At 66.7% G+C, this 12481-nt stretch carries 10 protein-coding genes; 4 read left to right on the top strand and 6 right to left on the bottom strand.

Annotation, left to right across the window (positions count from 1 at the left end; translation table 11 throughout):
• Positions 1–93: 93 nt before the first annotated feature.
• The 3 genes from VK98_RS02970 to VK98_RS02980 all read right to left on the bottom strand — a co-directional run bounded on the left by VK98_RS02970 (position 94) and on the right by VK98_RS02980 (position 2147).
• Entirely contained in the window at positions 94–810 is a 717-nt protein-coding gene (locus tag VK98_RS02970; RefSeq protein ID WP_048412621.1) for a UDP-2,3-diacylglucosamine diphosphatase, read from the bottom strand.
• 86 nt (positions 811–896) lie between these two features.
• Positions 897–1388, bottom strand: coding sequence for a peptidylprolyl isomerase (locus tag VK98_RS02975; protein ID WP_048412622.1), 492 nt, complete (start codon positions 1386–1388; stop codon positions 897–899).
• A gap of 201 nt (positions 1389–1589) precedes the next feature.
• Positions 1590–2147, bottom strand: a complete 558-nt coding sequence (locus VK98_RS02980; RefSeq protein ID WP_048412623.1) for a peptidylprolyl isomerase — start codon at positions 2145–2147, stop codon at positions 1590–1592.
• A gap of 245 nt (positions 2148–2392) precedes the next feature.
• On the opposite strand from VK98_RS02980, the gene VK98_RS02985 reads away from it, so the two are divergent.
• The 4 genes from VK98_RS02985 to VK98_RS03000 all read left to right on the top strand — a co-directional run bounded on the left by VK98_RS02985 (position 2393) and on the right by VK98_RS03000 (position 8229).
• Positions 2393–3673: an OmpP1/FadL family transporter gene (locus tag VK98_RS02985; protein WP_048412624.1), complete on the top strand. Its 1281-nt coding sequence runs from the start codon at positions 2393–2395 to the stop codon at positions 3671–3673.
• A 126-nt stretch (positions 3674–3799) separates the two neighbouring features.
• Positions 3800–5569, top strand: coding sequence for an ABC transporter transmembrane domain-containing protein (locus tag VK98_RS02990; protein ID WP_048412625.1), 1770 nt, complete (start codon positions 3800–3802; stop codon positions 5567–5569).
• A 190-nt stretch (positions 5570–5759) separates the two neighbouring features.
• The gene (locus VK98_RS02995) at positions 5760–7370 is read left to right on the top strand and encodes a methyl-accepting chemotaxis protein (protein ID WP_048412626.1); all 1611 of its coding nucleotides are present in this window, start codon (positions 5760–5762) and stop codon (positions 7368–7370) included.
• Between the two features lie 196 nt (positions 7371–7566).
• Positions 7567–8229 (top strand): DUF6348 family protein, encoded by a 663-nt coding sequence (locus tag VK98_RS03000; protein ID WP_197082947.1) that lies wholly within the window; start codon positions 7567–7569, stop codon positions 8227–8229.
• A gap of 174 nt (positions 8230–8403) precedes the next feature.
• Here the strand turns inward: VK98_RS03000 and VK98_RS03005 are convergent, their stop codons facing one another.
• The 3 genes from VK98_RS03005 to VK98_RS03015 are packed head-to-tail and all read right to left on the bottom strand — an operon-like array spanning position 8404 to position 12398.
• Complete coding sequence (locus tag VK98_RS03005; protein WP_048412628.1) at positions 8404–9747, bottom strand: sigma-54 dependent transcriptional regulator; 1344 nt, start codon at positions 9745–9747, stop codon at positions 8404–8406.
• Positions 9744–11579: an ATP-binding protein gene (locus VK98_RS03010; protein WP_048412629.1), complete on the bottom strand. Its 1836-nt coding sequence runs from the start codon at positions 11577–11579 to the stop codon at positions 9744–9746. Before VK98_RS03010 ends, VK98_RS03005 begins: the two co-directional genes overlap by 4 nt.
• Before the next feature lie 27 nt (positions 11580–11606).
• Positions 11607–12398: an ABC transporter ATP-binding protein gene (locus tag VK98_RS03015; protein WP_048412630.1), complete on the bottom strand. Its 792-nt coding sequence runs from the start codon at positions 12396–12398 to the stop codon at positions 11607–11609.
• Between the last annotated feature and the right edge of the window lie 83 nt (positions 12399–12481).

The raw sequence follows: 12481 nt of genomic DNA on the forward strand, positions 1-12481 counted from the left end.
GCTGAGAAAGCGGAGTGTACATACGGTACATGAGCATTTCGAAGACGGTTTCAACGCCGTATCGCCGACGCGCAGCAGATCGTAAACAGGTTCTTAGGCCGCGCTCAGCGGCAGGCTGACGATACCCTCGTCGTCCAGCCGCAGATAGCCGCCGCGGTCGTCGTGCCAATCCTGGATCACCCAGCGCTCGGATTCGCCGTGACGATGGAGCGCGGGACGGTGGGTATGGCCGTGGATCAGCGTCGGCCAGCCGTGTTCGGCCAGCAGCGCCTCGACGGCGTCGGCGGCGACGTCGGAAATCTCGGTCAGGCCGTTTTGCCGCTTGGCCATCTCGCTTTGCTGGCGCGCCTGGCGCGCGATGGCATGGCGTTCGGCCAGCGGTCGGGCCAGCATCGCCTGCTGCCATTGCGGATTGCGGCTCATCGTCCGGAATTGCTGATAGGCAAGGTCGCCGGTGCACAGCACGTCGCCGTGGCTGAGCAGGCAGCGGCGGCCGTGGGCCTGGATCAGGGTGGGGTCGTCCAGCAGCCGCGCGCCGCTGCGTCGGCAAAAGCCCTCGCCCAGCAGGAAGTCGCGGTTGCCGCGCATCACGAACAGCGGGGTGACGGCGGCGAAGGCGCGCATCGCGGCCAGCGGCGTCTCCAGGAACGGGGAGTCGTCGTCGTCGCCCACCCAGTATTCGAACAGATCGCCCAGGATGTAGAGCGCGTCGATCCGGCCTTGCCAGGCTTGCAAGGCATCCAGGAACAAGCGGTTCAGCGCCGGAGTGTCGTCCGCCAGGTGCAGGTCGGAAATGAAGTGAGTGGCCATGTCGCGTGCGGATAAGTTGAAGCCCGGCCGGACGGCCGGGCTGGCATGAAGGACGCGGCCGCGCGGGGAGGCGCGGCCGCCGGCCGTCAGACGATCTCGGCTTTCTCGATCACCACGGCTTCCGCCGGCACGTCCTGATGCGGGCCGCTGCGGCCGGTGCGCACCGCCTTGATGCTGTCCACCACGTCCTGGCCTTCCACGACCTGGCCGAACACGGCGTAGCCCCAGCCTTGGGCGCTTTCCGATTTGAAGTCCAGGAAATCGTTGTCGGAGACATTGATGAAGAACTGGGCGGACGCCGAGTGCGGGTCCATGGTGCGGGCCATGGCCACGGTGTAGGTCTTGTTGGACAGACCGTTGTTGGCCTCGTTCTCGATCGGCGCATTGGTCGGCTTTTGCGACATGTCGGCGGTGAAGCCACCGCCCTGGATCATGAAGCCGTTGATCACGCGGTGGAAGATGGTGCCGTCGTAATGGCCGCTCTTCACGTACTCTTCAAAGTTGGCTGCGGTTTTCGGGGCCTTGTCGGCGAACAGTTCCAGCACGATGGCGCCGAAGTTGGTGGTCAGTTTGATCATGGTGTTTCCTTGATGACGGCAGGCCGCAAGGCGGCCTGCCGGTATGAAAGTGGTTCTTGGAGCCTGTTCCAAGTCTTGCGAGCTAGGGCGAGACGGGGCGTTGCGACCGAGAAAGCGGAATGTACATAGGGTACATGAGCGTTTCAAAGCGGTGCTCAACGTATAAGGTCTCGCGACGCGCGGCAGACATCGAACAGCTTCTTAGGGCTTGATGGTGACTTTCTGGATCACGATGGGCTCGAAGGGCACGTCGCCCATGCCGTTCATGCTGCCGGTGCGGGTCTTGGCGATGCGGTTGACCACGTCCATGCCGCGGGTCACCTTGCCGAACACGGCGTAGCCGGCGCCCTGGGGCGTCGGGGATTTATAGTCGAGGAAGTCGTTGTTGGCCACATTGATGAAGAACTGGGCGGTGGCGGAATTCGGGTCCGCGGTGCGGGCCATGGCGATGGTGCCGATGCCGTTCTTCAGGCCGTTGCTCGCCTCGTTGGCGATGGCGGCGCGGGTGGGTTTCTGATTCAGCTTGGTGTCGAAGCCGCCGCCCTGAATCATGAAGCCGTCGATCACGCGGTGGAACACGGTGCCGTTGTAGTGGCCGGCCTTGGCGTAGGCGACGAAGTTTTCCACGGTCTTGGGCGCTTTGGCCGAGTCCAGCGCAATCTCGATATTGCCCTTGTTGGTGATCATTTCCACTGTCGGCGAGGCCAGGGCCACGGCGGGCAGCGCGCTCAACGCCAGCATGCTCAGCATTCGTTTCATGGTTGCTTTATTCAACAGGGTTATGAGGAGCCGCCAATATTAGCACAGCCTTTTGATTCAGAGCATGGCGCGGCCGTCTTATGCTTTTTGCGTGATGCGGGCTTCTTGTTTTTTTAAAAAATAGTATTTAGACTCCACCCCCTAAAAATTGTGTGATCGCTATCTATTTAAATAGCATAATCGCCGCGCGCAAGCCCGGTTTCCATAACAAAGGCGGCAGCCGCCGCCGGGGTAGATATAAGAAAATGAAAGCATTCGCACCTTCCGCTGTTCGCGCCATTCCCGCGCTGGTGGCCGGCCTGCTGGCCGCCGCGCCGCTGGCTCACGCCGCCGGCTTCCAATTGTCCGAGCAAAGCGTGGCCGGCCTGGGCCGCGCCCACGCCGGCGCCGGCATGGTGGGCGACGACCTGTCCGCCGTCTTCTACAACCCGGCCGGCATGACCTTGATTGAAGGCACCCAGGTGCAGGGCGGTTTCACTTACGCCGAAATCGACGCGCCGTTTGAAGGCAAGGGCGGCTTCCCGGCCGCGCGCCAGGGCAGCGATAACGGCCGCGCCAAGGCCGAATTCATCCCCAACGCCTATCTGGTGCATCAGCTGAACGAACGCGCCCGCCTGGGCCTGGGCATCACCGTGCCCTTCGGTCTCGGCGCCAGTTATGACGACAACTGGGTAGGCCGCAACCACGGCATTTCCAGTTCCATCATGACGGTGGACTTCAACCCGTCCTTCGCCTACAAGCTGGACGACAAGTGGAGCTTCGGCGCCGGCGTGTCGGCGCAGTACGCCAAGGCCGACCTGAAGCAGGGCGCCTTCTTCCCGGGCGCCACCGGCGAGATCGACGCCGACAGCTGGGCCTACGGCTACAATCTGGGCCTGATGTACGCGTTCAACCAGGACAACCGCGTCGGCCTGTCCTATCGCTCCAAGCTGCACCACAAGGCGCGCGGCGATTACACCGCGAGCGGCTTTGATCGTCTTGGTGTCCCTGGTTTGCCCAAGTTGGATGGCGTGTATGCCGGCGCCGCCGACGTGACCACGCCGGAATCGCTGCTGCTGTCCGGCTTCAGCCGTCTGAACAGCAAGTGGGCCTTGAGCGCCACCGCGCGCTGGACCAACTGGAGCCGCTTCGACCAACTGGTGATCAAGGGCAATCCGATGGCCGAGACCGTCATCGACAACAACTGGAAGGCCAGCTGGCTGTTCTCGGTGGGCGCCGACTACAATTACAACGATCAGTTGACCCTGCGCAGCGGCGTCGGATATGAAACCAGCCCGGTGCGCAACTCCAGCTACCGCAACCCGCTGATTCCGGACACCGATCGCGTCTGGCTCAGCTTGGGCGCCAGCTACAAGGCCAGCAAGCAGCTGACCGTGGACGCCGGCTACACCTATCTGATGGGCGTCGGCGATCGCGACGTCAATCATACCGCTGAGAGTCCTCGGAACAATATCGACACGTTGCAAGGCTCTTACAGCTCCATCCGCGGCCACCTGCTGGGCGTGCAGATGCAGTACAAGTTCTGATCTAGGAAAGCCCGACTTTCCCGCCGCCGCCGGCCTCGCCCGCGGCGGTTTTTTCATGTCCGGGGGTGCGGTTTGTCCGGCGGCAGGCTAGAGTAGGGCGCTGTGTTTCATTGAGCGCCCCTTCCCATGTCCGCTGCCTCCTCTTCCTTGCTGCGGCTGAGCCCGCTGGCCGGCCTGCTGCCCTATCTGCGTCCATACCGGCTGCGCGCCTGGCTGGCCTTGCTGGCCCTGATCGTGGCCGCCGCCGCCACCCTGCTGCTGCCGGTGGCTTTCCGCTTCCTGATCGACCATGGTTTCAGTCAGCGCGCGGCGGCGGACATCAACCGCTATTTTCTCGGCCTGTTCGGCGTGGCGGCGGTGTTGGCCCTGGCCACCGCCTTGCGTTTTTATTGCGTGTCCTGGCTGGGCGAGCGCGTCACCGCCGACATCCGCGGCGCGGTCTACCGGCATGTGATCCGGGTCAGCCCGGAATACTTCGAAGTCACTCAGACCGGCGAGGTGCTGTCCCGGCTGACCACCGACACCACCCTGGTGCAGACCGTGATCGGCACCAGCCTGTCCATGGGGCTGCGCAACGCGCTGCTGATGCTGGGCGGCCTGGCCATGCTGATGGCCACCAGCCCCAGCCTGACCGCCTACATCCTGGTGACGCTGTTGCTGGTGGTTTTGCCCATCGTGGTGTTTGGCCGCCGGGTGCGAACCTTGTCCCGTTCCAGCCAGGACCGCATCGCCGATTCCAGCGCCATCGCCGGCGAAACCCTGAACGCGATTCCCACGGTGCAGGCCTTCAATCAGCAGGCGCGGGAGAGCCGGCGTTTCGGCGCTTCGGTGGAAACCGGCTTCGACGCCGCGCTGGCGCGCATCCGCGCGCGCTCCTGGCTGACGGCGGCGGTGATCCTGCTGATCTTCGGCGCCATCGTCTTCGTCTTGTGGCTGGGCGCGCACGCGGTGCTGGAGGGAGCGATGAGCGCCGGCCAGCTGGGTCAATTCATCCTGTACGCGGTGGTCACCGCCGGCGCCATCGGCGCGCTGGCGGAAGTATGGGGCGATGTGCAGCGCGCGGCCGGCGCCACCGAGCGCTTGATGGAACTGCTGGCGCTGCGCTCGCCGGTGACGGAGCCGGCCGCGCCGCGCGCGCTGCCGCCGGGGCCCGCCGGCCTGGAGCTGCGCGACGTCGATTTCGCCTATCCGTCCCGCCCCGGCCAGCCCTCGCTCAGCGGCGTCCGGCTCAAGGTGCGCCCCGGCGAGCACGTGGCCCTGGTGGGGCCGTCCGGCGCCGGCAAGTCCACCTTGTTCCAGCTCCTGCTGCGTTTCTACGACCCGCAGCAAGGGCAGGTGCTGCTGGGCGGCGTGGACGTGCGCGAACTGGCTTTCGCCGATTTGCGCGGCCATGTGGGCGTGGTGTTGCAGGATTCGGTGATTTTCGGCGCCAGCGCCTTGGAGAATATCCGCTACGGCAAGCCCGAGGCCAGCGACGAGGAAGTGCGAGCCGCGGCCCGGGCCGCCGCCGCGGCGGACTTCATCGAGAAGCTGCCGCAGGGCTACGACACCTATCTGGGCGAACGCGGCGTGCGCCTGTCCGGCGGCCAGCGTCAGCGCATCGCCATCGCCCGCGCCATTCTGAAGAACCCGCCCTTGCTGCTGCTGGACGAGGCCACCAGCGCGCTGGACGCCGAATCCGAGCAGCTGGTGCAGCAGGCCTTGGAGCGCGCGGCGCAAAACCGCACCACGCTGGTGATCGCCCACCGCCTGGCCACGGTCAAGCAGGCGGACCGCATCGTGGTGCTGGACCAGGGCCGCATCGTGGCCGAGGGCAATCATCAGAGCCTGTTGCTGGGCTCGCCCTTGTACGCGCGGCTGGCGGCCTTGCAGTTCGCCGCCGGCGGGGAGGGCTGAGAACCTGTTTACGATCGCTGCGCGTCGGTGATACGGCGTTGAAACCGTCTTCGAAATGCTCATGCACCGTCTAGCTCGCGAGATCGTAAACACGTTCTGAGACGGCGGAGGCTTAAGCATAATGAATAGTCTATGCTCCACGAATGAACGGTCGCCGCCGCGCGGCGCCGATACGTGATGGAGCGAGAATATGAAACTGGCTGTCCGTTTGGGAGGCGTGGTGCTGTGCGCGGGTCTGGGCCTGTGCGTGGTGGCGGGATTCGCCCTGCACACCTTGCGTACGACGCTGCTTGACGACCGCAAGGCGCAGATAGGCAGCCTGGTGCATCTGGCGGGGCAGCAGGTGGCGATGTACCAAAAGCAGGAGCAAAGCGGCAAGCTCAAGCGCGAAGAGGCCCAGCGGCGAGCGATAGAGGCGATGTCCGGACTGCGCGACAAGGACAATTACGTGTTCGCGCGCGACGCCTCCGACCTGGTGCTGGTGCACCCGGACCGGCGCAAGCTGGGCAAGCGGGACACCGGGGGCAAGCTGCCGGACGGCCGCACCCTGGTGCAAGCCTATCGCGACGCGCTGGCGAACGGCGATTTCGGCTTCGCGCTGGTGCGCACCAAGCGCCCCAACGGCAACGAGGTGCTGCCCAAGCTCAATGCGGTGATGCGGATACCGGATTGGAACTGGACCATAGGCGCCGGCGTGTTCATGGACGATGTGGAGCGCCAGTTCAACGGCCTGGCGCTCAAGCTTTCCGGCATCGGCCTGGCGGTGCTGGCGGTGGTGACCCTGCTGGCCTGGCGCGTGGCCGCCTCGATTTTCCGCTTGATAGGCGGCGAGGCGGAGGCGGCGGCCGACGCCGCGCGGGCGATGGCGGCGGGCGATCTGAGCCAGGCGCTGGAACGCGCGCCGCGCGAGGGCAGCCTGATGGGGGCCTTCGTCGCGATGCAGCGCAGCTTGCGTCAGTTGATCGAGCGCCTGCAGGACGGCTCCGCGCAGCTGGAGCGCTCGGTGGGCGGCTTGTCCGGACGGATGCAGCAGATTCACGGCCAGGTCGAGCAATCGGCGGCGGCCACCGCCGGCGCCGCGGAAACCACCGCCGGCATGCTGGACGGCGTGGCGGAAGTGTCGCGCCGCAGCGCCGAAAGCGAGTCGGACTCCGCCAATGCCTGCGCGCTGGCGGACGAGGGCGAAGGCCTGGTGCGCCGCGCGGCCGAGGAGATCCAGGCGGTGTCCGGCCAGGTGGTGGCCGCCTCCGGCTGCATAGGCGAGCTGGCCGAACGCTGCCGCGCGATCGACGTCACCGCGGCGGTGATCAAGGACATCGCCGATCAGACCAATCTGTTGGCGCTGAACGCGGCGATCGAAGCGGCGCGGGCCGGCGAGCTGGGACGCGGCTTCGCGGTGGTGGCCGACGAGGTGCGCAAGCTGGCGGACCGCAGCGGCGAAGCCACGCGCCAGATCGCCGCCACTATCCAGGCGATCCAGGCGGACACCGATTCGGTGGTGGCCAGCATGGGCGAGGTGGGGCCGCGGGTGGACAGCGGCGTGGCCATGGCCCGGCAGGCCGCCGACGCCTTGCAACGCATACGCGGCGGCGCGGAGTCCGCGCGCGACAATATTCGCGCGGTGGCCGGCGCGGCCGCGGCGCAGGCGGAGGCCAACCGCGAAGTGGCCGGCAATATGGAGCAGGTGGCCGGCCTGGCCGGCCAGACCCGCGCCACCGCCTTGGCGGCGGAGGCCGAGGTGGAGGCGCTGGAGACGCTGGCCGCCGGGCTGCGGCAGGCGGCGGCCAGCTTCAGGCTATAAGAACGTGTTTACGATCTCGCGAGCTAAGGCGAGACAAGGCGAAAACGACTGAGAAAGCGGAATGTACATAAGGTACATGAGCATTTCGAAGGGGTTTTCAACGCCGTATTGCCAACGCGCAGCAGATCGTAAACAGGTTCTAAGGCGGGCGGTGGTACACTGCCGGCCTCGCGATCGAATCAAAAGGATGTCCATCTTGTCTGCCCACGCTCCGGAAACCCAAGCCGCCCTGGACCCCACGCCGCTGCTGGCGCAATTGCTGGCCGCCCACGGCCTGCCTTGCCAGGAGGCCAAAGGCTGGCTGCTGCCGCACGGCCAGCTGCCGGCGATAGGCGCGCACTGGACGCCGGGGGAGAAAAACGGCCGGCTCGACGTCCATGTACTGCTGGAAAACGACATCCGCATAATGGAAAGCTTCGCCGGCCTGGGCGCCGGCCAGGAAGGGCTGAACGACGCGCTGGAAAACTTCAGCGCCAATGTGCTGCACGTGCTGCTGGCCGGCCTGTGGGGCATCGCCGACGAGGCCCAGGTCACTGAACGGCGCTGGGAAATCGCCGGCCGCGATTATATGGCCTACATCGGCAACTTCGGCTTGCGCGGCGCGGCTGAGCGGCTGGAACAGCCTTTGTTCGAGGCGCTGTTCCGCCAGGCCACCGCCGCGCTGCGCGCGGAAACGCTGGCGGGCGACGCGCATTGGACCCGGCTGTTCTTCTGCAATCTGAACGGCGAGTTCGTCTCGGAGGCGCTGCTGGACAATCAGCGTTGGGAAGCGGGCCTGAGCCTGCTGGGCGCCTTGCCGTGGCCGGCGGCGCAAGGCTATTACAGCCTGCGCCATTTCATGCTGCTGCGCGCGGTGTGAGGCGGCTGCGGAGCGTAAATCGTGAACAGCTATCAGAGCCTGCTCAAAGTCTCGCGAGCAAGGGCGAGACAAGGCGTTGCGAGTGAAAAAGCGGAATGTACTCGTGGTACATGAGCATTTCGAGCTGGTTTTTAACGCCGTATCGCTGAAGTGCAGCAGAGTTTGAACAGCTTCTCAGGCGCGGTAGCCGTCCGGGTCTATGCCATGCTTGGCGAACTTGTTGTACAGCGTCTTGCGCGGAATGCCCAGCAGCTCCGCCGCCTGCATCACCTGGCCCTGGGTGCGCGACAGCGCCTGCTCGATCAACTGCTTTTCATAAGCGTCCACCCGCGCGTCCAGCGCGCTGGGCGCGTAGGCCGCCGCTTCCCCGCCGTCCGGCGCCACGCCCAGCACATAGCGTTCCGCCGCGTTGCGTAGCTCGCGCACATTGCCCGGCCAGGTCTGCGCCTGCAGGCGCCCCAACAAGGCCGGCGGCGTGTCCGGCGCCGGGCGGTCGAAGCGCGCCGCCGCCTGCTCCACAAACCACTGGAACAGATCCGGAATGTCCTCGCGCCGTTCGCGCAGCGGCGGCAGCCGCAGCGACACCACATTGAGCCGATAGTACAGATCCTCGCGGAAGCGCCGCTCCCGGCTGGCCAGCGCCAGATCGTCCTTGGTGGCGGCCACCACCCGGCAGTCCACCGGGATCAGGCTGTTGGAGCCCAGCCGCTCCACCACCCGTTGTTGCAGCACGCGCAAGAGCTTGGCCTGCAAGGACAGCGGCATGCCTTCGATCTCGTCTAGGAACAGGGTGCCGCCGCTGGCGTACTCGATTTTGCCGATGCGGCGCTTGAGCGCGCCGGTGAAGGCCCCGGCCTCGTGGCCGAAAATCTCGCTCTCGAAAATGGATTCCGGCAGGCCGGCGCAGTTCAGCGGCACGAAATGGCGTTCGCGGCGGCGGCTCCAGGCGTGCAGCGCCTGCGCCACCATTTCCTTGCCGGTGCCGGTTTCGCCGTGGATCAGCACGTCGGCGTCGGTGTCGGCGATATTGGCCAGCGTCTCGCGCAGCGCCTGCATCGCCGGGCTGCCGCCTATCAGCACCGGGCCGTTGCTGCGCGCCAGGCTGGCGCGCAGCTCGCGGTTTTCCAGCGTCAGCCGGCGCTTGTCCAGCGCGCGTTGCACCGTCTCGGTCAAGCGGCCCGGCGCATAGGGTTTTTCGATGAAGTCGTAGGCGCCGGCGCGGGTGGCCGCCACCGCCATCGCGATGTCGCCGTGGCCGGTGACCAGGATCACCGGCAGTTCCCGGTCCAGATTCAGCGCCTGCTCCATCAGCTCCAGGCCGCTGAGGCCGGGCAAGCGCACATCGCTGAGCAGGATGGCGCGCTCGTCGCGCCGCAGCGCGGTCAGCGCGCTTTCGGCGTCGGCGTAGGCCTGCACCGGCAGGCCCGCCAGCTCCAGCGACTGCAGCGTGGCCATGCGCACGTCCGGGTCGTCTTCAACGTAGATGACGCCCGCGCGGGCGTTGGGGGTGGGCTTCATGTGGACTCGCAAGGCCAGTTGATGATGAAACAGGCGCCGCCGTCCGGGTGGTTGCCGGCTTCGATGCGGCCGCCGGACTGTTCGACGATCTCCTGCACGATGGCCAGCCCCAGGCCCAGGCCCTGGCCGCGCGGCTTGGTGCTGTAGAAGGGCTCGAACAAATGCGGCAGATCGGCGTCGGCGACGCCGGGACCGTGGTCGCGCAGACGGAATTCCAGCATGCCGGCCTTGTGCAGCAGGCTGATCTCCAGCCGGCCGTCCGCCTGCGGCCGCATCGCGTCGATGGCGTTGCCCAGCAGATTGGTGAACACCTGCTCCAGGCCGATGGCGTCGCAGGCGATGTTCGGGCAGCGCGGCGGCAAATCCAGCTCCAACTCCACCCGGGCGTCGCGCAGCGCCGGCTGCAGCAGCGTCAGCGTGTCGCGCAGCGCGGCGAGCGGGTTGGTCTGGCCCAGCGGGCCGCGGTGGCGGCGGGCGAAGGTTTTCAGGTCCCGGGTGATGTGGGCGATGCGCTCCACCAGCTGGGAAATCTGGCCCAGATTGTCGCTGGCGGCGTCGGGGCGGCCGCGTTGCAGCAGGGTCACCGCGTTGTCGGCGAAGGCGCGCAGCGCCGCCAGCGGCTGGTTGATCTCGTGCGCCACCCCGGCCGCCATCTGGCCCAGCGCCGCCAGCTTGCTGGCTTCGGCCAACTGGCCGCGGGTGATGCGCAGGCTGTTTTCGGTCTGGATGCGTTCGCGGATTTCCGCCGACAGCTGGGTGTTGCTCAAGGCCAGGTCGCGGGTGCGTTCCGCCACCTTGCGTTCCAGTTGATCGTGCGCCTGCTGCAAGGCCTGTTGCGCCGCCAATCGCTCGCGCAGCCGGCGCAGCCGCAACCGCCAGTAGTGCCACAGCGTCAGCAGGCCCAGGCCGCTGGCCAGCAGCGTGCTCATGATGGCCAGCAGGGTCAGGTTGCGGCCGTGCATGTCCACCAGCAGGGTCAGCGTCCAGCCGGTTTGCGGCAAGGTCTGGCGGATTTGCAGATAGCGGCCGGCCAGCAGTTTGCGCTCGCTGTCCGGCGCCAGCCAGGCTTGCTCTCGCCAGCCCGCGTGCGGCTGCAGCAGCGCGAACGGATGCAGCTTGGCGCCCAGGTATTGGCGGGTGGCGTCGATCTGGCGGCGCACCGCCGGCGGCAGCGGCTGCCAGGTGGCGAACTTCCAGTCCGGGTTGGCGCTGAGGAAGGCGACGCCGTGGCGGTCGCTGACCAGCACCGGTTCCGCGCCTTTGCGCCAGGCGGCCTCCAGCGGCGCCAGGCTGACCTTGACCACGGCCACGCCGACGACGCGGCGGCCGGACAGCACCGGCCAGGACAGGAAATAGCCCGGTTCGCGGCTGGTGCTGCCTATGCCGTAAAAACTGCCGGACTGGCCGGCCAGCGCTTGCTGGAAATAGGGACGGAAGGCGTAGCTGTTGCCGACGAAGCTGTACGGCGACATCCAGTTGCTGGACGCCAGCGCGATGCCGTCCACGTTGACGATGAACAGCGCCGAGGTGCGCGACTGCCGGTTCACCTGTTCCAGATAGCGGTTCAGCGCCTCCACCCTCCGCGGATTGCGCGGGTCCGCCAGCAGGTTGAGGATGTCCTGATTCAGCGCCAGCACATAGGGCAGGTAGCGGTATTGCTCCAGCGTGGCGCCGAGGTTGGCGGCGTGCATTTCCGCCCGGTGCCGGCCCTCGCGCTCCGCTTCGGTCAACAGCATGCGGCTGGCCAGCACCCAGCCGCCGCCCAGCGCCAAGGCCAGCAAGAAGAGGGAGGGCAGGCTTTTCAGCAGGAAACGCAACGCGCGTGCGAGCATGGCGGCGGATCGGAAATCGGCGATGCCTCAGTCTACCGCAGCTTGCAGTTCCGCGGCTTCGTGGCGTGAATGTTCCTCCATCACCAGCCGGGTCAGCTCCCGCTTCAGGTCGTTGAAGCCCGGCGCGCTGGGGTCGCGCGGGCGCGGCAGCTCCACCCGCACATCGCGCTTGATGGTGCCCGGGCGGTAGGTCATCACCACCACCCGGTCCGCCAGGTAGATGGATTCCTCTATGCTGTGGGTGACGAAGATGATGGTCTTGCCGGATTCCTGCCAGATGCGCAGCAATTCGTCCTGCAAGGAGCGCCGCGTCAGCGCGTCCAGCGCGCCGAAGGGCTCGTCCATCAGCATCACCGGCGAATCCAGCGCCAGCACCCGCGCGATGGCCACCCGCTGGCGCATGCCGCCGGATAGGTCCTTGGGGAAGCGGTGGCGGAAATCGCGCAGGTGCAGCTTGTCCAGCAAGGGCTCCACCGCGGCGCGGATCTCGGCCGGGCCGCGCTTCTGGATCTCCAGGCCGAAGCCTATGTTCTGCTCCACCGTCATCCACGGGAACAGCGCGTATTCCTGGAACACCATGCCGCGGTCCGGCCCCGGCGCGGCGACGCGCTGGCCGGCTACCAGAATCTGTCCGCCGCTGGGCGGCGCGAAACCGGCGATGGCGTTGAGCAGCGTGGATTTGCCGCAGCCGGACGGACCCAGCAGGCAGACGAACTCGCCGGGCCGGATGTCCAGCTGGATGTCGCGCAGGGCGATCACGTCGCCGCCCGGCGTCTTGAATACTTTTTGCACCTGTTGCACTTCGATCTGGGCGCTCATGTTTCATCCTTCCGTGCCGCGCAGCGCGGCTTTGAGCAGTTTTTTAGAGCCGATAACAAAACCGCGCAGCCTACTGGGCCAAG

It is taken from the genome of Chromobacterium sp. LK11 (assembly GCF_001043705.1).
In the GTDB taxonomy this organism is placed as follows: Bacteria; Pseudomonadota; Gammaproteobacteria; order Burkholderiales; family Chromobacteriaceae; genus Chromobacterium; species Chromobacterium alkanivorans.